The sequence below is a fragment of the Phyllobacterium sp. SYP-B3895 genome, assembly GCF_009647635.1.
Lineage (GTDB): Bacteria > Pseudomonadota > Alphaproteobacteria > Rhizobiales > Rhizobiaceae > Phyllobacterium > Phyllobacterium pellucidum.
On sequence record NZ_WJIG01000001.1, the window covers coordinates 78,769 to 100,537 of the forward strand.

The 21,769-nt window shown below is 59.5% G+C and carries 20 protein-coding genes; 9 read left to right on the top strand and 11 right to left on the bottom strand.

Features of this window, described 5'->3' with window-relative positions; genetic code table 11:
- Positions 1–18: 18 nt before the first annotated feature.
- The 3 genes from GF108_RS00395 to GF108_RS00405 form a co-directional block, all read right to left on the bottom strand.
- Positions 19–1,545 (bottom strand): AMP-binding protein, encoded by a 1,527-nt coding sequence (locus tag GF108_RS00395; protein WP_370462035.1) that lies wholly within the window; start codon positions 1,543–1,545, stop codon positions 19–21.
- A 51-nt stretch (positions 1,546–1,596) separates the two neighbouring features.
- The gene (locus GF108_RS00400) at positions 1,597–2,370 is read right to left on the bottom strand and encodes an enoyl-CoA hydratase/isomerase family protein (RefSeq protein ID WP_153666443.1); all 774 of its coding nucleotides are present in this window, start codon (positions 2,368–2,370) and stop codon (positions 1,597–1,599) included.
- 132 nt (positions 2,371–2,502) lie between these two features.
- Entirely contained in the window at positions 2,503–3,309 is an 807-nt protein-coding gene (locus GF108_RS00405; protein ID WP_370462036.1) for an IclR family transcriptional regulator, read from the bottom strand.
- Positions 3,310–3,641: 332 nt separating this feature from the next.
- On the opposite strand from GF108_RS00405, the gene GF108_RS00410 reads away from it, so the two are divergent.
- Positions 3,642–6,071 (top strand): glycosyl hydrolase family 28-related protein, encoded by a 2,430-nt coding sequence (locus GF108_RS00410; protein ID WP_246663808.1) that lies wholly within the window; start codon positions 3,642–3,644, stop codon positions 6,069–6,071.
- 3 nt (positions 6,072–6,074) lie between these two features.
- Here the strand turns inward: GF108_RS00410 and GF108_RS00415 are convergent, their stop codons facing one another.
- Entirely contained in the window at positions 6,075–7,646 is a 1,572-nt protein-coding gene (locus tag GF108_RS00415; protein ID WP_172982538.1) for a CYTH and CHAD domain-containing protein, read from the bottom strand.
- 141 nt (positions 7,647–7,787) lie between these two features.
- On the opposite strand from GF108_RS00415, the gene GF108_RS00420 reads away from it, so the two are divergent.
- From GF108_RS00420 to GF108_RS00435, 4 genes are all read left to right on the top strand, one after another.
- Positions 7,788–8,711: a helix-turn-helix domain-containing GNAT family N-acetyltransferase gene (locus GF108_RS00420; RefSeq protein WP_153666445.1), complete on the top strand. Its 924-nt coding sequence runs from the start codon at positions 7,788–7,790 to the stop codon at positions 8,709–8,711.
- Between the two features lie 151 nt (positions 8,712–8,862).
- Complete coding sequence (locus GF108_RS00425) at positions 8,863–9,327, top strand: MarR family winged helix-turn-helix transcriptional regulator (protein ID WP_027230392.1); 465 nt, start codon at positions 8,863–8,865, stop codon at positions 9,325–9,327.
- Positions 9,320–10,540, top strand: a complete 1,221-nt coding sequence (locus tag GF108_RS00430; protein WP_113279754.1) for an HlyD family secretion protein — start codon at positions 9,320–9,322, stop codon at positions 10,538–10,540. Before GF108_RS00425 ends, GF108_RS00430 begins: the two co-directional genes overlap by 8 nt.
- Positions 10,533–12,086, top strand: coding sequence for an MDR family MFS transporter (locus tag GF108_RS00435; protein ID WP_153666446.1), 1,554 nt, complete (start codon positions 10,533–10,535; stop codon positions 12,084–12,086). The genes GF108_RS00430 and GF108_RS00435 overlap by 8 nt, the downstream gene beginning before the upstream one ends.
- 22 nt (positions 12,087–12,108) lie before the next feature.
- Here GF108_RS00435 and GF108_RS00440 read toward each other — a convergent pair whose 3' ends face one another.
- On the bottom strand, positions 12,109–13,488 hold the full coding sequence (locus GF108_RS00440; RefSeq protein WP_153666447.1) for an FAD-containing oxidoreductase: 1,380 nt from the start codon (positions 13,486–13,488) through the stop codon (positions 12,109–12,111).
- Positions 13,489–13,696: 208 nt separating this feature from the next.
- Between GF108_RS00440 and GF108_RS00445 the strand changes: the two genes are divergently transcribed.
- Entirely contained in the window at positions 13,697–13,837 is a 141-nt protein-coding gene (locus GF108_RS00445; RefSeq protein WP_153666448.1) for a hypothetical protein, read from the top strand.
- A 4-nt stretch (positions 13,838–13,841) separates the two neighbouring features.
- Here GF108_RS00445 and GF108_RS00450 read toward each other — a convergent pair whose 3' ends face one another.
- Positions 13,842–14,018: a hypothetical protein gene (locus tag GF108_RS00450; RefSeq protein ID WP_153666449.1), complete on the bottom strand. Its 177-nt coding sequence runs from the start codon at positions 14,016–14,018 to the stop codon at positions 13,842–13,844.
- 267 nt (positions 14,019–14,285) lie between these two features.
- Between GF108_RS00450 and GF108_RS00455 the strand changes: the two genes are divergently transcribed.
- The 3 genes from GF108_RS00455 (at position 14,286) to GF108_RS00465 (ending at position 15,963) form a co-directional block, all read left to right on the top strand.
- Positions 14,286–15,212 (top strand): transglutaminase family protein, encoded by a 927-nt coding sequence (locus GF108_RS00455; protein ID WP_091921429.1) that lies wholly within the window; start codon positions 14,286–14,288, stop codon positions 15,210–15,212.
- Positions 15,213–15,383: 171 nt separating this feature from the next.
- Positions 15,384–15,668, top strand: coding sequence for a hypothetical protein (locus GF108_RS00460; protein WP_153666450.1), 285 nt, complete (start codon positions 15,384–15,386; stop codon positions 15,666–15,668).
- A gap of 106 nt (positions 15,669–15,774) precedes the next feature.
- Positions 15,775–15,963 carry a hypothetical protein gene (locus tag GF108_RS00465; RefSeq protein WP_027230398.1) on the top strand — a complete coding sequence of 63 codons (189 nt, stop codon included), beginning with the start codon at positions 15,775–15,777 and terminating at the stop codon, positions 15,961–15,963.
- A 3-nt stretch (positions 15,964–15,966) separates the two neighbouring features.
- Here the strand turns inward: GF108_RS00465 and GF108_RS00470 are convergent, their stop codons facing one another.
- The 5 genes from GF108_RS00470 to ilvD all read right to left on the bottom strand — a co-directional run bounded on the left by GF108_RS00470 (position 15,967) and on the right by ilvD (position 21,705).
- Positions 15,967–17,079 carry an extracellular solute-binding protein gene (locus GF108_RS00470; protein ID WP_153667276.1) on the bottom strand — a complete coding sequence of 371 codons (1,113 nt, stop codon included), beginning with the start codon at positions 17,077–17,079 and terminating at the stop codon, positions 15,967–15,969.
- Between the two features lie 20 nt (positions 17,080–17,099).
- Positions 17,100–18,260, bottom strand: a complete 1,161-nt coding sequence (locus GF108_RS00475) for a CaiB/BaiF CoA transferase family protein (protein ID WP_370462085.1) — start codon at positions 18,258–18,260, stop codon at positions 17,100–17,102.
- Complete coding sequence (locus tag GF108_RS00480) at positions 18,257–18,808, bottom strand: MaoC family dehydratase (protein WP_153666452.1); 552 nt, start codon at positions 18,806–18,808, stop codon at positions 18,257–18,259. The genes GF108_RS00475 and GF108_RS00480 overlap by 4 nt, the downstream gene beginning before the upstream one ends.
- Positions 18,809–18,924: 116 nt before the next feature.
- Positions 18,925–19,923 carry a glutathione S-transferase family protein gene (locus GF108_RS00485; protein WP_153666453.1) on the bottom strand — a complete coding sequence of 333 codons (999 nt, stop codon included), beginning with the start codon at positions 19,921–19,923 and terminating at the stop codon, positions 18,925–18,927.
- Between the two features lie 108 nt (positions 19,924–20,031).
- Positions 20,032–21,705, bottom strand: coding sequence for a dihydroxy-acid dehydratase (gene ilvD / locus GF108_RS00490; protein WP_153666454.1), 1,674 nt, complete (start codon positions 21,703–21,705; stop codon positions 20,032–20,034).
- Between the last annotated feature and the right edge of the window lie 64 nt (positions 21,706–21,769).

Consider the following 21,769-nt stretch of genomic DNA (forward strand, 5'->3'; position numbering starts at 1 on the left):
GCGTATCGGAACGGTGCATCATCGGCCATTGCTCCGGAGCCGATCCCAACTGCCTTCCACGGATGCAGGCAGGCGGTGCTTCATGATGCGCTGGCTCGGCGTGCGCTCGAAATCGTCGACAACAGCGAGGTACCGCGGATTCTGGAACGGCGCCAACCTTTGCGCCAGCCAATCCGAGAAGACGGGATAGTCGATATCAGTCCCCGCCTTCGGTTTGATGAAGAGCTTGATCTCCTGCTCACCCACCTCGGCTTTGACGCCGATCAGCGCGCAATCTTCGACCATGGGGTGGCCACCGGCAACGTGCTCAACCTCGAACGCCGAGACATTCTCGCCCTTGACTCGGACGCTGTCTGTCAGACGCCCGAGGAAGTAGAGGTTCCCGTCCACGTCGATCATACCAAGGTCGCCCGTGTGGAAACCATTCGGGCGTAACGCTTTGGCAGTCGCCTCTTCATTACGGAAATAGCCGGCGAAGACTGCACCCTCCTGGCGGGAATGGACGACAATCTCGCCATGAACGCCCGGCGCCACGCGGGTGCCTTTCTCGTCAAGTATTTCGACCGAGAGCCACGGCACGGGGGTCCCGACCGATCCGAGGGCGCCGTTGGCGTTGAATGTGGTGATGCTCGATGATTCCGTCATGCCGTAGCATTCGCGCAGCGGCATGCCGAAGCGTTGTTCGAAAGCGCGCCAGATATCGCGCGGACATCCGCCACCCCAGGCGACGCGTACCTTGTGGTCGCGATCGCGCGGGGTTTCAGGCTGCTTCAACAGAATCTGCAGGACTCCGCCAAGGTAGTGAATCTGCGTTGCGCCGCAATCGCGCACTTGGTCCCAAAACCTGCTTGCACTGAAGCGCTGCACCATCGAAAGGGTGACGTCGCGCACCAAGGGAATAGGGATAAGCTGCGCACCGCCGATATGGTAGAGAGGCTCCCACACGAAGAAGACATCGCCATCCCTGGCGTCAGAGCACAGCATGGCGCCTTCGGAGGCGTAGCGCAGCATGCGATGGGTAACGCGGACGCCTTTCGGGCGACCCGTGGTCCCGGACGTATAATTCAGCGCGAAAAGGTCATCCGCCAGGGGCAGCGGTTCGGAAAAGCTGTGGCCGCGACCTGCAAGGTGGTCGAGCGAAGCTTCGTCTCCTTTTTCGGCGATAAGCTGAAATGCCGTGGTGTCGGCACCGCACTCCAGAATGTTGGCGAAAAGATCGCGATCCGCGAAGACAACGCGCGGATCGCAATGTTCCAGAATGTATTTCAGCCCGTCACCACGCAGTTGCACATTAACTGGCACCCAGACGGCGCCACATTTGGCAATCGCGAAAAGCACGGCTAGGCTGTCGGGGCTGTTGCGCAGCATCAGCGCCACACGATCCCCCTTGGTCACACCGAGGCGGCGCAGTTCGACGGCGACGCTATCAGAATTGCGATGCAGATTGGCAAAGGTAATCGGCAACCCATCGAAGGTCGCATAGATGGCATCGGGCAAAGTCGCGGCCCGTGCCGGCAGGCGAGAAATGAAACCCTGGTCTTCCACTCTAGATTCCTAAAAAGTCATTGATGTTGAGAGGCATTCGTCGATCGCGGCTCAGCCGGACTTCGCCCTAGATTTATTGGCAAGGAATTTCTCCATCATGCGATTAGGCTCGCCATCAGCATAGGCGATGCGCTGATTACGCACGCCGGCTGCAAGTGCATCACGGAAGCGCGCTTCCGTGACTTCCCGAAAGCGCTGCTTGTTAAGCTTCATGGCAAGTGGCGGTTTGGCCGCAAGTTCCTCCCCGAGGATGAGTGACGCCGCCAGCACCTCCTCGCGCGGCACAATCCGGTTGAGGAGGCCGATCGCGAAACATTCCCCCGCGTCCATCATGCGCCCGCTGAGCGTCAGGTCGGTCGTCCGCGCCAGCCCGATCATTTCCATCATGATCCAGGGGCCGGTGGTACTAGCGATGCCGGAATTGATTTCCGGCTGGCCCATCTTCACGCCCTCATGGCCGATGCGGAAATCACCGAGCAGTGTCACCTGAAAGGCAGAACCCGCCGCAAGCCCGTTCAATGCCATGATAAGCGGCTTTGAGAGGCTGCGGATAACGTCGTAGAGACGTTCCCATTCTCCGATCCACAGTTCCGCTCGGTCGGGATCGAAAGTCTTGGTCTCGTTGAGGTCTTGGCCCGCACCAAAGGCGCGTTCACCAGCGCCTGTCAGGATAATGGCCCCGACGTGATGGTCCTTTTCAGCCGCTTCCAGCGCGGTGATAAGGTCTGACCGCATCTGCGTGTGCCAGGCATTGAGAACCTCGGGGCGATTCAGGGTGATAAGGCGACAAGCGCCGCGCTGTTCCGTCAGGATAAAATTAGCCATATGATCCATCGTATCGCATTCTGATACGGCGTATCGTATTTCGATACATGAAATTGTCAACGGTATTTTTTACGTTGGGAAGAATTATTGCCGGCTCGCTCTGCCGGACGAGGCAGTCGTAAGGCGCGGAAGCTAGAATGTGGAGGAAGCTTGCGAGATTGAGCGGGTGGCAGCGACGACTAGCGGCGCGAACATCTCTTCCGCCTTTTCAGACGTATAGCGTGCGTTGGAAACGCCGATATTGACGGCGGCGACAGGGCGGCCGCTCTGGTCGAGCACGGCCGATGCAACCGAAAGGTCACCGGGGAAAAATTCGCCCCAGGTGGTCGCATAGCCGGCGTTGCGTGCGGTCTCAAGGCGCGCGATGAGTGCATCTATTGCATGGACTGTCTGTGACGTGAAGGCTTGCAAGGGCGAGCGCTCAAGCAACGACAGGGCTTCATCCATCGGGAGGCGGGAGAGGATTGCTCTGCCCGGGGCCGTGCAGAAGGCCGGCATGCGCGTACCTACGACGACATCGGTGTTGAGCATGTGCCTGCTCATGAAGCGCGCCGCAAACACGATGTCTGTACCGTCAGGAAGAGTGAGGTTCACCGCTTCCTCCGTCTCGCGGCTGAGGTGAAGGAGGTAAGGCATTGCCTGGTTGACCAAGGGGTTGGCTGTAATGAAATGGCGCGCCATTTCGAGGCTTCGCAGGCTGAGTTCGAAACGCTTCGTTATTGGATCTTTCTGAAGGTATCCCAGTTTGTTGAGCGTATGCGTGAAGCGCTGCGCGGCGCTCTTGTCCAGCCCGACGTTGGCCCCAATCTGAGCCAGACTAAGGCTACGGTTCGAACCGTCAAAGGCTTCCAGTACACGGAACGCCTTCTCCACCGATCGCACCATTAGCGGATCGACGTCGTCGGCACCATGCGAGTCATGAAAAGACAAGTTCGTCACTTTGGTCATCGCTTCAACATTGTCCCCCGGCTGCAGTGTACAATCCGTTCCGTGTATCCCGACCTCCTGGTATCAGCAAGTCCGCCAGAAACCTAAACGACCGCAGCCCTGCCCGATCGTAAGATACCAAACGTTGCCATGCCGTTTCGAACATGGTCACCCAATTTTCCTATTTACATGATGGTCGCGTGTTCGAGTCACGCAAGCGGCACCAGTTCTCCTCGCCACGCTTCTGTTGCACACGAATAATCACGTTCAATTTATCGAGCGCCTTCTATCAAATCGCTGCGTGCTCTGGCTTCATGCACGAACAACAGGGGGCGGAGTTCGGCATGCGCCATTTTCCACGGTCGATCATGGCGCTGATAGCGGGGCTCCTATTGGTGTTGGGCCTGATGGCCGGCGCCGCCGCGGCCCGCGCGGGAACCGCTGCATCGACCGCGGCCGGCACCAGAAACGCAGAACCGGCGGATTTTGGCTTTCCACTTCCGAACCCGGAACCGTCCTTGCCACCCGAAATCGATCGTTTTGCGCCACCGGCATTCGCCGCCGGTGCGGGCGCGCCCGCAATTGCGGAAATATCGAGGACGGCGGGACCTGATGAAATCATCTCGATGACAGGTGTCGGGCTGGACAAGCAAACCGGCTTTGGAATTTTCGCGCAGGCGCCCACCGCAATCGATGGCAGCATTTCTCCGTCCAGGCCGCTACGCGCCGATGCGAGCGCAGCAACGCTGCTGCTCCCCGCCTCCCTGCCGGCATGGTCGATGTATCTCGTTTGGCCGGAACGCGACGGCGCGCGCGGCAAGCCCTTTGCCGTCAACCGTACTGAAGCCTGGTGGCTCGGCCCGAACAACACGTCGGCAGGGACGGCCATTTCGCTCTACGGACGCAACCTTGCGCATATGAACGGCACGTCGATGGCCTTCATCTACATCAAGCCTGCGAATGCGCCCGGCCTGTTTGTCGCCCCCACATCCGCCAACCCCTTCCGGGTCGAGTTCAAGGTCCCGGATCTCGCGGCTGGCTCGTACGAAGTCTGGGCCCATAACGGCCATGGCGGCCGCTTCGGCTGGAGCGGCCCGCTGCCGCTGCAGGTTCTCGGCGAGTCGCCCTGGGCGGGACAGGAAACACATATCCTTGATGTAAAATCGTTTGGCGCGACAGGAAACGGCGCCAGCGACGATACCAGCGCTATCAAGGCGGCGCTCGAGGCTGCAGCAGCAAGCGCGCCCGCAACGGTACATCTTCCCGCCGGGACCTATCGCGTTTCTTCCGCGCTGACCGCACCGGACAATGTCCGTTGGCTGGGCGACGGCATGGACCAGACGGTCATAAGGCTCGATGCCAATACGGGCGCGAGCATGATCGACCAGGCGGAGCGCAATGTGCAGTTCGAGCGGCTGACGTTCGACGCCAATGGCAATACCGGATCGAAGCCGCTCATGAATCTCGGCGCCGTCGCCAATTTCCGGCTGCAATCGGTGCGGCTCATTGCATGGAACATTCCGGCGCTGGAAACGGACCGTTCGTCCGGCATCTACATCGATGGTTCCGAGCTTATCGAGAATGGATCATTTTATGGCAGCAGCAACCAGCTGTTCATGACCAATAACCGGTTCCGCATGACCGGCTATGGCGAATCGGTTGTTGCGCTCTGGGGCGGCCGCGACTTTTCGATGATCGGCAACGATCTTGCCAATGCCGATGAGACCCGCGACCACGGCCACGGCATTGGCCGTTTCTTCGTCGCGCAGGGGCATTTCGGCAACCTTCGGAACATGTATTGGGAGGGCAATCGCTCCCACAATGCCGCGCCGCACGACTGCAACACCGTCGATTGCAACAAGGGCGAACAGATCTGCTTCGAAATGGTCGGCAGTGAGCTCAAGGATGGCTTCATCGGAGCGACGCCGACCAGCGTCACGTTCGCCGAGTTGGCTGCAACCGATGAGCGGAGCGGCCGCGATCTGGTGATCGTCGGCGGGGCTGGCGCAGGGCAACGTCGCCATATCATTGACGTGAAAGCCAATACTGCGATGTTGGACCGGCCCTGGAACGTCGTTCCCGACCGGTCGAGCCGGTTTGCGTTCGCCGCCACCGCATCGCAGATTGCCATCTACAACAACAGCTTCGAAGGCCGCGCGAGCTATGCCGAGCACGACTCGGATTCGACGGCGGTCCTGCTCTACGGCAATGTTTACGATGCCGTGGTGGACAGCAACCGGATTTCGCAAATGCGCCACGCCATGATGACCGTCGCATTGACGTCAACGTCGGGCCTCAGCCCCTACTTCCTGCAATATTCGAACAACAACATCTCCGACAGCAATAGTGGGCTCTATGTCGGAACGACATTCACGGATGCGGGAACAGCGGGGGTCTGGGGCGGTCTCGGCAATATCTACCGCAACAACAGATTCGATCGGCTTGCCCATATCGGCGTCGAATACGAAAGCTGGAGCTACGAGGGCGCCGACTACAATGGCACGGTGTTCGAGAAGAACAGGTTCACCAACCTTCCCTTCGGGTTCATCGATGGCTTCCGCCTGATGTGGACCTATGATGGAAATTTTAAGGAAGCGCCGCCGCGCACCTCGCGCAAATACAATACCATTCTCTATCGCAACAGCTTTGATCGCGGGGCCGCCCCCTTGCCGCGCAGCGTCGGTTTCAAGTCGCTGCAGCCGGCCAACACATGGCTGAATATCGATTCCACCTGGACCGGCTTTGCTGCCGGCAATAGCGGTCCATCCCAATGAGACCTAATCCGAAAACAGCGGCTGGCGCTCGAAGTTTTTCCAATCGCTCAGCAGTTGATCTGCCTTGCCGATTTGATAGCAGCGCTGCCAGCCTGCCACGGCACCAATCGCGCGGTGAACGCCGGGATCGGTCGTTGCCTCGGTGAGCTGGTGCAGCAGTTCGCGTGACGTCGCGATATCGTTTTCGGCGCCAAGGGAATCCTGCAAATGCGAAAGGCGCTTCAGATACTTGCCCGTCGCCCCATGACCGGCATAGAGCGGCAGGAAGAACTCCAGCGCATAGCGCAGCTTTTTCAGTGTGATTCGTACTTTGTGCCTTTGCTCGGGCGCCAAATGGCGGAAATGACGGCCAAGCTTGAGCGCCTTGCGCTCGATGCGGCCAAGGACGCGCGCACCGAGCTTGCCCACCGGCTCCGACAGAACGCCAAGCGTGCCGGCGCTGATGTCATTGCGCCAGTTGCGCTGCTCGATCACGAGACCGAGTGAAAGCAGGAAGCGATTGACTTCCGGCGAGGCGAGCACTTCACGCACCTTCACATAGGCCTCGTCCCTGAAGGGATGCGCAGCCATCCTCAGGCCGGAAAAGTCGATATCTTCGAGTTCGACCATCTCGAGGTTGGCGATGGTCGATGAGATGAAGACCTCCCAGTTGCGGGCAGGTCCAAGATTGCTGGCAAGCTGCTTGGCCTCGGCTTCGAGTGCAGCCAGCGCCGGGGCACCGATTTCGTGGCGCAGCAGCCAAAGCAATGTGCGCAGCCGGCGCAGTCCCACCCGCAACTGATGGACGCCATCCGGCACTTCGGAGAGCTCGGCCGGAACGAGATTGGCGAGTATCTGCTGATGGCAATTGGCCAGGAGAGCCGCGATGGCATCGTCAACAATATCGTCGCGGCCGATCCCGGACTGCGTTGCCTTGAACGCCTTGGGCGTCTTGATGCAGGCGAGCGCATAGCCGCGATCCGATTTTGTCTGGACGCCGAGCCGGAGCGGCTCGGTTTCCATGAGGCTGAGGCCAAGTTCATAAAGCGCCGCCGGGCGCCCCTGCTTCAGCTCGAGTTCCACTTCCGAGATCGGCTGCTGCCAGGCGCCTGCCTCGACTTTCCCGTCATCGAAGGCGACCTCGATCTGGGCGCCCGGAACATCGACCATGAGCGCGTGCCGGCGCACATTGGTGGCGAATGCAGGAACGAGCGATTGCGGATCGAGCTTGTCGAACGGGGCGCCGATTTCCAGAAGCGGCAATGAACCCAGATCGGGGGCCATCGCATGGACTGGCGATTCCCATTCGTGGCGCGACAGGGCTCCGTTGGAAGCCGTGCGCTTGACCGTCTGGGTGAAGCTCCGGCCGGTGCGCCTGACGCGTAACGTCAGTCCCGCGTCGAACAAGGCATGCTCTGGCGTGTCGAAGTAGATCGCGTCGAGCCGGCGGATAATCCCCTTGTTCCGCGCGGAAAGGCGCTGCAAGGCACTTTCGCGGAAGGCAGCGAACCTTTCGACTGCCACGAGCAGCTTCAATTCGGTCTCGACCGGCGGCTTCTGCTCACTGGTCCGAGGTTTATCGGTGATTGTTTCCACGCTTGCCACTTTCACGCCTTTTGGACCGAAACTAAACATATCACCGGTTGAACGACAATGCCGCATACCTTCGGTTGCAACTCACTTGCCTAAAGCCGACGACCCATTATATGTTGTCACCGACAACATTGAGGTCCAACCATGAATGCCATCGAAGAATTCCGCCAGTTCAACCGATTTTTCACCAAGGAGATCGGCCTTCTCGACAAGCACCTGCTGGCCAGCGACTATACGCTCGCCGAGGCGCGCGTGCTCTACGAACTCGCCAATAATGGCGAGCAGACGGCCGCCGAGCTCGGTCGCAGCCTGGGGATGGACAAGGCGCATCTCAGCCGGATCGTCGCCCGATTTGCCAAGCGCAAGCTCATTGGCGTGCGCGTCAGTCCCGCACACGGCAAGCACCGCTTGATCGCTTTGACTCCGGCAGGAAAGAAAGCGTTCGCCGCGCTGGACCTCGGCTCGCAACAACAGATCGAAGGGCTGCTGGCGCCGCTCGCTGCGGACGCGCGCACGCAGCTCGTCGCCGCGATGCGCCATATTCATGCGCTTCTCGATACAAACGAGGCTGAGCGGAATGCAGTTACCTACCGTGGTCTGCGGCCGGGCGATATCGGCTGGATCATCCACCGGCAGATGGCGCTTTATCATGCCGAGTATGGCTGGGACTGGACCTATGAGGGGCTTGTCTGCGACATCCTCGGCAAGTTCGTCGCGCATTTCGATCCGGAGCGGGAGACTGCGTGGGTAGCCGAACATAATGGCGCGATCGCCGGGTCGATCTTCCTCGTCAAAGGCGATGAAGAAGGCGTTGCCAAGCTGCGGCTGCTCTATGTCGAACCTTCCGCACGTGGCTTGGGCATTGGCCGGGAACTCGTTGCGATGTGCATTGAAGAGGCGCGGGCCAAGGGATACCACAAACTCAAGCTGTGGACCAACGACATACTGATTTCAGCACGCCGCATCTACGAAGCTGCCGGCTTCCGGTTGATAGATGAGGAGAAGCACCATTCGTTCGGCCACGACCTTATCGGGCAGACATGGCTACTGGAACTCCACCAGGACTGACCGTCAAACCGAGCCCCGGCCGCTTTCACAACAAATTGAGGGCAAAGCCCAAATTTTTGCAGGCTGAGGCAAGCTGTCATCTTTTTATTGCCTAGCATCGTTGTTATATGCACCAATGTAATAAGCACCCTTATGAAATGCTTTCACACCCATGAACAACACAAAGACCCTTGGCTTCCTGCTGCACGACGTCGCGCGCCTGCTGCGCAAGCGCTTCGAACAGCGTGCGAAGCATCTCGGATTGACGCGGTCGCAGTGGCAGACGCTGGCATACCTTGCCAATAATGAAGGTATCCACCAGGCGGGCCTTGCCGAGATACTCGAAATCGAACCGATCACGCTTGTCCGCATTCTCGACAAGCTTGAAGAGCGCGGCCTGGTAGAGCGCCGCCGGCATCCGACAGATCGGCGCATATGGCTGCTCTTCCTGCGCGACGAGACCCGCCCGCTTCTCGCCGACATGCGCGTGATTGGTGAAGCTACGCGCGGCGAGGCGCTCGCCGGCGTTTCGGTGGAAGACCGCGATCACCTCATCCGCACCCTTACCCTTATGAAGACGAACTTGATCGACGCATGCCAGACGCCGGTCGATGACAGAGAGAAAAATCATGGCTGATGGTTCACCTTCCATGCGCATTCCCGCCAATTCGGATCAGGCTCCTGCTCCTTCACAGCGCAGCGAGACAGTCCTTGAAAAGCGCGACACGACAATCGAGACGCCAGCAATCCCGGTGACCAAGGAAGCGCCGCCAGCACCGGCCCGGCCGCGCCGCAGCCTGAAGCGGCCGCTCTTGTTCGCGGTGCTGCCGCTCGCATTGATCGTCGGCGGTTATTTCTACGTTACCGGCGGCCAAGTCATGTCCACGGACAACGCCTATGTGCAGGCCGACATGGTCGGCGTCTCTACCGATGTTTCCGGAATGGTGCAGTCGATCGAGGTCCACGACAACCAGGTGGTCAAACAAGGCGACGTGCTCTTCCGGCTCGATCCAAGCGCCTATGAAATCGCCCTTGCCGGCGCGAAGGCTCAGCTTGGTGTCGTTCGCAACCAGATCCTGAACCTCGAGGCGAGCTACAAGCAATCGCTCGCCGAAATCACGCAGGCGGAAGCCGACATCCCCTTCTACAACAAGACGCTGCAGCGGCAGCAGGATTTGACCGCAACGGCGGCGGTTTCCAAGGCTGCCTATGACCAGGCCAAGCACGACCTCGACGCCGCCCAGCAGAAAGTGGACGTCGCCAAGGCGGAAGCTGCTGCCACGCTGGCACAGCTCGGCAATGACCCGAACCAGCCGGTCGAACAGAACCCGTCCTATCTTCAGGCTCAGTCGGCTGTGGACAATGCCCAGCGCAACCTCGACCGCACCATCGTGCGCGCGCCGTTTGACGGTATTGTTACCAATGTTTCCGCGCTGCAGGTCGGCGCCTATCTGCAGGCATCGCAGGCCGGGTTCAGCCTGGTCTCGACCACGCATATGTGGGTTGCGGCCAGCCCGAAGGAAACCGAACTCACCTACGTTCGCGAGGGGCAGCCGGTGACGATCAGTGTCGACACCTATCCGGGCGTCGAGTGGAAGGGCAAGGTTGCCAGCATCAGCCCGGCATCGGGCTCGAGCTTCTCGCTTCTGCCTGCCCAGAATACTTCGGGCAACTGGGTGAAGGTCGTCCAGCGCATTCCCATGCTCGTCAGTATCGACGATCTTTCCGGCAAGCCGCCGCTGCGCGTCGGCATGAGCGTCACCGCTGACGTCGAAACCGGCCACGCCCGCGGCATGCCTAAATTCATCTCAGATCTCTTTGGGGGCTTTGGTAGCAAGAGCCATGGCTAACACTGTCGCGCTTTCAGGTCCGGCCCCCGTGGTGGCGAACCGCGGGGCAATCACGGCCTGCGTTATCCTCGCCGTGATCATGCAGGCGCTGGATACGACGATCGCCAACGTTGCGCTGCCCTATATCCAGGGCAGCGTCTCGGCGAGCGCCGACCAGATCAATTGGGTTTTGACGTCCTATATCGTCGCCGCCGCCATCATGACGCCGCCCTCAGGGTTCCTCGCGGCACGCTTCGGCCGCAAGAATGTGCTGCTGACGGCGATTGTCGGCTTCGTCGTCGCATCGGTCCTGTGCGGGCTCGCCCAGACGCTGCCGCAAATTGTGGTCTTCCGCCTGATGCAGGGCCTGTTCGGCGCCGCACTGGTGCCGCTCTCCCAGGGCATTCTCCTCGATATCTACGAAGTGCACGAGCGCGGCAAGGCGATGGCGCTCTTCGGCGTCTCGGTCATGGTTGGTCCAGTGCTTGGCCCCGTCATTGGCGGCTGGCTCACCGATAATATCAGCTGGCGCTGGGTGTTTTATATCAACGTGCCCATCGGCATGCTCGCCTTCTTCGGCATCGTCGCCTTCGTTTCCGAGACCAAGCGCGACATCGGCGCCAAGCTGGACTGGTTCGGCTTCGGCATGCTCAGCCTTGCGATTGCCACGCTGCAGCTTTTCCTCGACCGCGGCGAGCAGCTGAACTGGTTCTCCTCCGGTGAAATTCAGATTGAGGCGCTGATCAGCGCCGGCGCCTTTTATCTTTTGCTCGTGCATACGTTCACGGCGAAGAAATCCTTCGTCAATCCGCGCCTTTTCCTCGACCGGAACTTCTCCGTCAGCATGTTCTTCATCTTCGTCATCGGCGTCACCTACCTCGCTTCGCTTGCCCTGATGACGCCCTATCTGCAGACGCTGATGGGTTATCCCGTCATTACCGCCGGCATCGTCATGGGCCCGCGTGGCGTCGGCACGATGATTTCGATGTTCATCGTCGGGCGCCTGATCGGCAAGATCGACACGCGTGCGTTGCTGATCTTCGGGTTTTCGCTCACCGCCTGGGCCATGTACGACATGACTGGCTGGACACCCGACATTTCACAATGGACGATCATTTCTGTCGGCTTCATCCAGGGTGCCGGACTCGGCTTCCTTTTCGTGCCCTTGACGACGATCGCCTTTGCCACCCTGCCCGCCCAAATGCGCGGCGAGGGCACAGGTCTCTACAATCTGTCGCGAAATATCGGATCGAGCGTCGGCATCGCCATCGTCTCGGCGCTGTTGACGGAGAACGTCCAGATCAACCACGCCTCCATCGCCGCCTATGTGACGCCGTTCAATCACGCATTCAATGCACCGGCCGTGATGCAGCATCTCGACCCGATGAAAGCTGCCGGCCGCGCCGCGCTCGACGGCATGATCACCGAGCAGGCGACGATCATCGCCTATATCGATGATTTCAAGCTGTTGATGATCATGTCGATCATCTCCATTCCGCTGGTCATGCTGCTGCGCAAGCCCGGTTCGGATGCGGCCCCGCCGGACCACAGCGCCGTCATGGAATGACCTTGCCGAAGTTGCAGATGCCCTAGCCGGCAGGCTTCAGGTCGCCAAGCAGTGTCGGAATGAGCTCCGACACTGTTGGATGGATCGGCACCGCCCATTTCAGCTGCGGATAGCCGACATCGGCATTCATCGTGTCAAGTATGCCGTGGATCGCTTCGTCGCCGCTGGTGCCGAGAATCGCCGCGCCGAGGATCCTTTGCGTTTCGGCGTCCGCGACCACTTTCATGAAACCCAGCGTTTCATCCTTCTCTACAGCGCGCCCGACACGCGTCATCGGACGCTTTGATACGAGGATGGGTCGGCCAGACGTGCGGGCCTGGCTTTCGGTCATGCCGACGCGCCCAAGCGGCGGATCGATATAAAGTGCATAACCCGGAATACGCTCGCTGACCTTCCGGTTCTCACCGTCCAAAAGATTGGCCGCGACGATCTCATAGTCATTATAGGCCGTGTGGGTAAACGCTCCGCGTCCGTTGCAATCACCGAGCGCCCAGATGCCATCGACGTTCGTCGCAAGATGATCGTCGACCTTGATAAAGCCGCGCTCGTCCACGGCGACGCCCGCCTTGTCGAGGGCAAGATCGTCCGTGTTGGGACGCCGGCCGATCGCCATCAGCACGCGCGACCCAACGACGCTCGGCGCGCCGTTTGTGCAATCCACGCCGACCTCGACGCCGTTCGGATGCGGCTTGAACGAGATGCACTCCGCATTGAGCCTCATGGCGATGCCTTCGGCCTCGAGAATATCCTTGATGGCGTCGGAGACGTCCTCGTCTTCGCGGCTGACAAGGCGCGGTCCCTTTTCGACCACCGTCACCTCGGCGCCAAATCGGCGGTACATTTGCGCAAATTCGAGGCCGATATAGCTGCCGCCAACGACAACCAGATGTTCGGGCACCTCATCCAGTTGAAGGATCGAGGCGTTGGTAAGATACTCGATGTCGTTGATCCCGGGCATGTCGGGTATGTTTGCCCGCCCGCCCACATTGAGGAAGATGCGGGGCGCCGTATACGTCTCGCTGCCGATTGCGATTTCGTGTGGAGCAGTGAAGCGCGCGTGGCCCTCGATCACCGTACAGTTTTCCATGCCGCGCAACCATTTTTCGACACCAGTGCGCGCGTTGTAGGAGACCGTTTCGGCCCGCTGCTTCACCCGCTTCATGTCGATGCCAACTTCGGCGCCGACCAATATGCCAAAGTCGGAGGCGCGCCGGGCAAGGTGGGCAGCGTAAGCGCTGGCGACGAGGGTTTTCGTCGGCATGCAACCGGTGTTGACGCAGGTGCCGCCAAACAGCTTGCGCTCGACCATCAGCACTTTCATCCCGGCTCCGGTGAGCCGGCCGACAAGCGATGGGCCAGCTTGTCCTGCCCCGATGACGATGGCGTCGAATGGCTTGCTCATGCCGGAACCTCCCTTGCCTGCGGGCTTCAGAGCGATGGATCATACAACTTTGGGGCGAAGCATAGATCAGCGGCGTTTCAGCGTCACCGCCGGAGCGCCCAATGTGTGAAGAATTCGGCAATCATTTGAACCGCCAGGTGAATGGATGGTTCAGCCAGCGTTCAGATGCCCTTGTCTATTTTCAAGGAGTCACTGGGGAAATTTTGTCATGCTTGTTCAACGTCTTGGCATCGTATTTGCCATTTTCCTTGTCTTCGCATTGGGTTTTGGCAGCTTTATCAATTACACGAAGTCGGGGCGCATCGCGCATCCGGACATGCACGGTAACCTTGTCTATCGTCAGGGCTAAGCGATCAGCTGCGCTTCTTGTTGCGGGTTTCGGCGATGTCGAGTTGTTCCAGCAAGTCGAGGAATTGCTTGGGCATCTTCTTTTCGACCCTGGCGGCGCTTGTCGTGCGGATAGCGTGCTGGAATTCCGGGCGCTGAAGCTGGTCGCGGACGACGCTTGCCGTAGGATGAGGCTTAGCCACTCGTTTTCCAGTCATAATACTTCCAATCGGCTCTGAAGCTGGCGCCATCATTTTCACTCCATGCTTCGACATCCATGACCCTATAAAGGGGACGGAAGGCTTTTGTTTCAAATCCTATGGGTCTATGGTCAATAAATGCTGAATATGACCGGCGGGACCGGAATCCGAGCCGCATTCGCTCTTCAGCTTGCCATCGTATTTTAATGATCGGGTGCGGAACTCTAACGGAAAAGCGGCGTTGTCCTCCAAACATTAAAGGATATGCCAATGTTGATACGTGTCGGTTATGAGATTGCCATTAGGTGCAACCAGCCCACTCCGATGACCACCTATCTCAATCTCGAATCGGCGCGGACTGCCGACATCAAGTGCGAGAATGGACCCGTGGCCAGCCCGGATCTGAAGCTTGAAAAATTCAAGGATCTGTTCGGCAATACCGCTATCCGCCTTCTCGCTCCGGCTGGCAATCTGACCTTGACCTATGATGCCGTCGTCAAAGACGACGGCCTGCCGGATCCGGTCCATGAAGATGCGGCCGAGATCACGGTCGACAAGCTTCCGACCGAATGCCTCGCCTACCTCTCCGCCAGCCGCTACTGCGAGACGGATGAGTTGAGCCAGCTTGCCTGGAACCTTTTCGGCCATATAAAGCCGGGCTGGACCCGCGTTCAGTCGATCTGCGACTACGTCAACCAGCGGCTAACCTTCAGCTATGGCTTTGCCCGCTCGACACGCACCGCCGCCCAGGCACATGAGGAACGGGTTGGCGTTTGCCGTGACTTCGCCCACCTTGCCGTTGCGCTTTGCCGCTGCATGAATATTCCTGCACGCTATGTGAACGGCTATATGGGCGACATCGGCGTGCCGGCCGACCCGGCGCCAATGGATTTCAACGCCTGGATCGAGGTTTTCCTCGGCGACAGGTGGCACACGTTCGACGCCCGTCACAACCAGCGTCGCATCGGGCGCATCGTGGTCGCACGCGGCCGCGACGCCGCCGATATTCCGTTGATCCATACGTTCGGACCGCATGAGTTGACCAATTTCAAGGTCTGGACGTTCGAGGAGCACGACCCTTCCTTCAACCGCCAGCGCTTCGATAAAGTGTCGTTGTTGACCCCTTGGTTCAGCCCGCGCTGGTCGCGCCTGTCCCGTGCCATCCGTGAGCGCAGCGAAGCCGAGCCGACGCTTTAGCGTCGGTTCCCCTTGTAATGAATTCGATTGAATGGGCTGGTCTGCCACATTTCGCAGCGCGCATTTCATTGCTGCTTTGCGGTAAGCCCTTTAAATGACCTGAAAATCCGTTTCGATTTGCCATGCCACAATCCAGCGATTACGATTCTCGCCGTCGCTGGAGCAATAATAATGAAGAGGAACACCTCCATGGCTTTCGATAACCCTCTGAATCCAATGTACTCTCAAGACGACTGGGACATCATGCAAGCAGCCTACGACAAGGCCGCTGCGACGCTCGTGGTCAAGTCCAGTTCGGATGAAGAGGCGAAGGTCATTGCCGAGACCGTTATGACGGCTTTCAACCGCGGCAATCGCGATATCAATTCGCTTGCTGCGCTGGCAGTTGTGATTGCGGTGAACTCGCATCCAACGGTCAGCGGGACCAAGGATGGCACCGAGCAGCGCGTCGCATAATGCCTTTAAGCCCACCTTGGGTAGAGCGCGCTACTAATTGCAACTTTGACTTTCAACTCAGTTTCCGGCTATCAGGCTGCGAGGAATCTTGCAGCCGAGGCCGAGAATGAAATTTATGACCCTTGCCACTTTGCTCAGCAGTCTCGTCTTGAGCGCCTGCGGCGGTGGAACCTATGCGTCCTGGTCGCCGCGGCCGCCGGATGTGGCCCAGTCAAGCCCGGTCGATTGCCAGCGCGGCATCGGCATCTGCCCTGGCGCTTACGGGCGCGCGGGCCAAATGCGCCGGAACATGTAGCCCTTAAGCCGAGAAGCTATCCCGGAACAGTCGGTTCAAATCCGCCACAACGGCTGCCGCATCATGTCCATTCATGAGCCCAGCATTGATCCGGTCGGAGGCCTTCTGCTGAAATGCCATGTAGCCATTGTGCCGGGGTCTGACCCAGGCGGACTCGAGTGTCCTTCGGGTTGCGGCATAAAAATCGGTTGTAGCGGCATTTACCGCAGCATCCTCCCAGGCCGCGGCGTGGCCCGGTTGCCCGCCGGCCGCGGCATAGGGACCGCGCTGAACGTCGCCGCTTGCGATCCAATAGGCAAAGTCGGTCGCGGCATCGCGATGTGCCGAAAATGCGGAAACGGCAATGCCGGTACCGCCAAGCGCTGATCCAATGGGACCATTTCCACCCGCATCTGCGATGTCAGCGAAAGCAATCAGCGAGGGCCTGAAACCTTCGATCGCGTAGCTGACATAGCCGTAGATCAATGGCGAACAGGCAATGTCCGCCTCCGCTAGCGCCATCCGCTCGAGCACGGCGATCGGATCCATGTCGAAGCAGGCGGGATCGATCAGTGCTGCGATCTCGCGCATTATCTCGAATGTCCTGGCTCCTGCGCCTGGTGCTACGAGGTCACCGAATGTGGTCGAGCAATGGGAACCCAGATTGGCGCAGAGCGTATAGAACGTCATCAGCGTATGCGGCGGGCGCAGCGGCAGCAGCACCTTGCCTTCGCGGGCGAGCCGCATCACCTCTGCCCATGTCGTTGGCGGCCGCTCGAGCAGGTCCGGGCGCCAAACCATAACCTGGCTTGCCGTATCAATCGGGAACGCCCATTGGCGATCCTGCCAGCAATAGCTCGGGTAGGATTGTCCGACGCTGCCGGCAATGAGCGCGTCCCGCTCCGCCTCACGGCCCTTAACGTCCAGCGGGTGGAGGCAGTTCTCCGCGGTGATCTGCCCGACATGCGGATGATCGATCACGATCAGATCGTAGGCGCGGGCAAGCTCATCCACGGGAAAGGATTCGAAATCCTGCAGCGAGCGTTTTTCCCACTCCACGGTTACGCCGGATTTCTCCTTCCAGAGCTGCGAGCAAGCCACCATCGGGTCATAGCCGCGCGGATGGCTCCACGTCATCCCCTTGAGAACAATGCCGCTCACAGCCCGAATTCCTTGCGAATGCGGTCGCTATGCTCGCCGATCCGTGGCGCGGCCCGATCGAACTTGGCCCGCTTGCCATTGACGCGGATCGGCGACCTCGTTGTCTCGATCGACACATTGTCGTCGCGCTCGACCGTCTGCAGCATGTCGAGCACCTTGAAGCCTTCGCTTTGCAGGAGCTCTTCCCAGTTCAGCACCTTCGCGCACCATATATCCGCAGGTTCGAGTATGGCGAGCCAGTATTCGGTTGGCTCGGTCGCCAGCTTCTCCGCGATAATGCGTTTGATCGCATCACGCGCCGTAAACCAGGTTGCAGGCTGATCGCGGTAGGGGGCGAGTGCATCAAGACCGAGAAGGTCCGCGAGCTTCGGCAAAGGTGTCATGGCAAGCGCGAGATAACTGTCTTTCGTCTGATAGACGCCATAGGGTGCCGAGAGATAGGCGTGCGCGCTGCGGAAATCGGAGCGTTTCGGCAATCGGCGGCCATCATTGAGGTGCGTCGTCAGAACCTCGAACTGAAAATCGATCAGTGATTCCATCAGGCTCGTCTCGATATGGGCGCCCTCGCCGCTGATCCCCCGCCGCACGAGGGCCGCGAGGATGCCCTGCACGATCGCCGCCCCCGCAAGCATGTCGCCGACGGCGAGTCCAAAGGGCACAGGTCCCTGGCTTTCATCGCCGTTGAGCCACATCAGGCCGGAGCGCGACTGCGCCAGCAGGTCCTGACCCGGACGTGACACCCACGGCCCCTCCTCGCCGTAACCGCTGATGCTGGCATAGACCAGACGCGGGTTGATCGCCTTTACTGCCTTATAATCAAGGCCGAGCCGCTGGATGACGCCGGGCCTGAAGTTCTGGATGAGCACATCGGCACGCGCGAGCAACGCCTTAAGCGCCTTAAGGTCAGCCTCGTTCTTCAAATCGATCGCGAGGCTTTCCTTGGCGCGGTTGATTGCATGGAAAATCGTCGAATCCCCGCCGATTTCGGTGTCGCTGAGATAAAGGCGCCGTGAAAGGTCGCCCCCATCGGGCCGCTCGATCTTGATTACACGCGCGCCAAGATCCATCAGGCGCAGGGACGCATAGGGTCCCGACAGAAACTGGCTCATATCGACGACAAGCAGGCCTGTCAGGGGCAATTCGTTCGCAGTCATTATTTTTCGGTCTTTCCAACAAAATCAGCAGGATTCTTGTATTTCACCGTTTGCAGGTGTTCGCAGTAGAGGACGAGCTCGCCCTCATTCTTGAAGACTTCATAGCTGGCGCGGATAAGGCCAAGGTCCTTGTAGCGCGGCCGTTTATCGAGGTTGGTGCGGATCGTGTAGATCGTGTCGTTCAGGAAGACGGGCTTGATGAACCGCAGCTTGTCATAGCCGTACGAAAAAGCGTTGATGCAATTGGTGGCTACCAGGCCTAGGCCGGCGGAAAAGACAAAGGCACCTGCGACCAGACGCTTGCCAAACATGCCCTCGCTTTCCGCGAACATCTGGTCCTGGACATAGGGATGGATGTCGGTGACGAGGACGTTGAAAAGATGGCTGTCGCTTTCGGATATTGTCCGCCGCAGCGATCGTATCTTCTGACCAACAGGCCAATCCTCATAATACCAGTTTTCCGCGTTCCATACCGGCAGCGCGGCATGGGCCTCCGGCATGTTTCTTGGATGCGTCGAGGAAACGCCGACTGTCGGCGTAAGGCCGGTCATTGCCGCACGCTTTCCACGTGCGGATTACTCCAGTTGCGTCCCATGACTGCCTCCCATATCTTCTCTTGTGAATAATATTTTCACATATGAGGGGAAATGGCAAGCGTTCTGGCGGACTATCCTTTGAAAATGCCCTTGCCCAAAAGGTGCTCGCGGTCGTGCGGCGCATCGAAATTCTGGTCCGGTCCAAGCGGAACAATGAGTGTCGGGTTGATGTGGGCAATCGAATAATAGCCGGCCTTGATGTGGTCGATCTTTACAGTCGTGCGCACGTCCTGCCATTGGTACAGTTCGCGCATATAGTTGGAAAGATTGTGGTAGTCGGCGATCCGGCGAATGTTGCACTTGAAGACGCCATGATAGGCAGCGTCAAACCGCACAAGCGTTACAAACAGCCGCCAGTCTGCTTCCGTGAGATATTGCCCGGCGAGATAGCGATGATCGGCAAGACGCGCCTCGATCTTGTCGAGGGCCTTGAAAACGCTCGTGGCGGCATCTTCATAAGCCGCCTGCGATTTGGCAAAGCCGGCGCGATAGACGCCATTATTGACATTGTCATAGACGAGCCCGTTCCAGCGGTCGATTTCCGCGCGGAGAGGTTCGGGATAGAAATCCTGGTGGTCGCCGGTGAGTTCGTTGAATGCCGTATTGAGGATGCGGATAATATCGGCTGACTCGTTATTCACGATCCGCCCTTCCTTGCGGTCCCAAAGGACCGGAACGGAAACCTTACCGGTATAGTTGGGCTCGCTCGCAGTATAGAGCTGGTGCAGGTAGCGAATGGGCGGGGCCTTCGGCCCTGCGTCCTGCGGGTCCGCGAAGGTCCAGCCATTTTCGCCAATTGCCGGCTCCGCGACGGAAATGCGGATGATTTCGCGCAAGCCCTTCAAACTGCGGAAGATCAGTGTGCGCGATGCCCAGGGGCAGAGGTAAGAGACAAAAAGCTGATAGCGTCCGGGTTCGGCGGGCAGGCCGGGTTGGCCGGACGGACCCGGCGCGCCATCCGGCGTAATCCAGCTATGGAAATGCGTCGCCTCGCGATGGAACGCGCCATCCTTCATTTCGCTGGCGGCAACATCGCCCTTGATCCATTCTCCATTCACCAATGCCGGCATGTGCTAAATCCTGATCTTCTGTTGAAAAGACCAAGATTGCACGTCGCACACGCGTTTCCTACCGGCGCCGCTTTGACAGACTGTATTCCGGCAAGGAACAGTGGCCTGCTAACCGGTTACCGCGCCTTCGCTTGCCGACTTCGCCAACTGCGCGAATTTGGCGAGGACACCGCGCGTATAACGCGGCGGTGGCTGCTTCCAGTTGCTGCGGCGGCGTTCGATCTCGTCGTCGCTGACCTCGAGTTGCAGCAACTGCTTGTGCGCATCGATCGTGATAGTGTCGCCTTCCTCGACAAGCGCGATGGTGCCGCCTTCGAAGGCTTCCGGCGTCACATGCCCGACCACCATGCCCCAGGTTCCGCCCGAAAAGCGCCCATCCGTTATGAAACCAACGCTTTCTCCGAGGCCCCGACCGATGATCGCCGATGTGGGTGCCAGCATTTCGGGCATGCCTGGACCACCGCGCGGGCCAAGATAGCGCAGCACGAGGACATCCCCCGGCTTGATTCTGTCGGAGAGTATGGCGTCCATTGCCGATTGCTCGTCGTCGAAGACGCGGGCGGGTCCCTTGATGACCGGATTTTTCAGCCCGGTGATCTTGGCGACCGCTCCGCCCGTTGCAAGGTTTCCCTTGAGGATCGCAAGGTGGCCCTCACTGTAGAGTGCCTTGGCGATCGGCCGGATAATGTCCTGGCCCTCGGGCGGCGCGTCCGGAACATTGGTGAGTTCTTCGGCCAATGTTCGCCCCGTGATCGTCAGGCACTCACCGTGCAACAGGCCGGCATTCAGCAACAGTTGCAGGACCTGCGGTATGCCGCCCGCCTTGTGCAGATCGACCGCCATGTACTGGCCGGAGGGACGCAGGTTGCACAGGACCGGAACCTTGCGGCGCACACGCTCGAAATCATCGAGCGTCCATTCGACCTCCGCAGCATGGGCAATGGCAAGAAAATGCAGGACGCCATTGGTGGAGCCGCCTGTCGCCATGATCAATGCGACCGCATTTTCGATAGACTTGCGGGTGATGATGTCGCGAGGGCGAATATTCTTGCGCACCGCCTCGATGAGCACCCGCGCTGATTCCGCCGTGCTGTCGATCTTCTCCGCGTCGGGATTCGCCATGGTCGACGAATACATCAGCGACATGCCGAGCGCCTCGAAGGCCGAACTCATGGTGTTGGCCGTATACATGCCGCCACATGAGCCCGTCGAAGGGCAGGCATGACGCTCTATGCCCTCGAAATCCTCCTCGCTCATCTTGCCGGCCATGTATGAGCCTACCGCCTCGAAGGCCGAGACGATGGAAAGATCCTTGCCCTTCCATCTGCCGGGCTTGATCGTACCGCCATAGACATAGATTGCCGGGACATTGGTGCGAGCAATGGCAATCATGCCGCCCGGCATGTTCTTGTCGCAGCCGCCGATGACGAGCACGCCATCCATCCACTGGCCGTTGACGCACGTCTCGATGCAGTCGGCGATAACCTCGCGCGATATTAGCGAATATTTCATCCCCTCGGTGCCCATGGCCATGCCGTCGGAAATTGTCGGCGTGCCGAACAGCTGCGGATTGCCGCCTGCCGCTTTTACTGCGGCGACGGCCGCGTCGGCGAGCGGCTGCAGGCCGGCATTGCAGGGCGTGATGGTCGAGTGGCCATTGGCGATGCCGATCATCGGCTTGGCGAAGTCTGATTTTTCATAGCCGAGCGCATAATACATCGCGCGATTCGGCGACCGCGCTATGCCCTCGGTGATGTGCTTGGAACGCTCATTGGCTGCCATTGCCGCACCTCCTGTTCAGGCAAGCGATTTGACGCTCCTTGAGGACGGCTGTCAAACGGCAGAC

What these genes read in the sequence shown, in the direction of transcription:
- GF108_RS00435 (WP_153666446.1), top strand. Translation starts at nt 10,533, where the DNA reads ATGGCTAACACTGTCGCGCTTTCAGGTCCGGCCCCCGTGGTGGCGAAC.
- GF108_RS00485 (WP_153666453.1), bottom strand. Translation starts at nt 19,923, where the DNA reads ATGCCGGCATTGGTGAATGGAGAATGGATCAAGGGCGATGTTGCCGCC.
- GF108_RS00420 (WP_153666445.1), top strand. Translation starts at nt 7,788, where the DNA reads ATGAATGCCATCGAAGAATTCCGCCAGTTCAACCGATTTTTCACCAAG.
- GF108_RS00400 (WP_153666443.1), bottom strand. Translation starts at nt 2,370, where the DNA reads ATGGCTAATTTTATCCTGACGGAACAGCGCGGCGCTTGTCGCCTTATC.
- GF108_RS00410 (WP_246663808.1), top strand. Translation starts at nt 3,642, where the DNA reads ATGCGCCATTTTCCACGGTCGATCATGGCGCTGATAGCGGGGCTCCTA.
- GF108_RS00430 (WP_113279754.1), top strand. Translation starts at nt 9,320, where the DNA reads ATGGCTGATGGTTCACCTTCCATGCGCATTCCCGCCAATTCGGATCAG.
- GF108_RS00460 (WP_153666450.1), top strand. Translation starts at nt 15,384, where the DNA reads ATGAAGAGGAACACCTCCATGGCTTTCGATAACCCTCTGAATCCAATG.
- GF108_RS00440 (WP_153666447.1), bottom strand. Translation starts at nt 13,488, where the DNA reads ATGAGCAAGCCATTCGACGCCATCGTCATCGGGGCAGGACAAGCTGGC.
- GF108_RS00455 (WP_091921429.1), top strand. Translation starts at nt 14,286, where the DNA reads ATGTTGATACGTGTCGGTTATGAGATTGCCATTAGGTGCAACCAGCCC.
- GF108_RS00425 (WP_027230392.1), top strand. Translation starts at nt 8,863, where the DNA reads ATGAACAACACAAAGACCCTTGGCTTCCTGCTGCACGACGTCGCGCGC.
- GF108_RS00445 (WP_153666448.1), top strand. Translation starts at nt 13,697, where the DNA reads ATGCTTGTTCAACGTCTTGGCATCGTATTTGCCATTTTCCTTGTCTTC.
- GF108_RS00465 (WP_027230398.1), top strand. Translation starts at nt 15,775, where the DNA reads ATGAAATTTATGACCCTTGCCACTTTGCTCAGCAGTCTCGTCTTGAGC.
- GF108_RS00480 (WP_153666452.1), bottom strand. Translation starts at nt 18,808, where the DNA reads ATGACCGGCCTTACGCCGACAGTCGGCGTTTCCTCGACGCATCCAAGA.
- ilvD (WP_153666454.1), bottom strand. Translation starts at nt 21,705, where the DNA reads ATGGCAGCCAATGAGCGTTCCAAGCACATCACCGAGGGCATAGCGCGG.
- GF108_RS00470 (WP_153667276.1), bottom strand. Translation starts at nt 17,079, where the DNA reads ATGACGTGGAGCCATCCGCGCGGCTATGACCCGATGGTGGCTTGCTCG.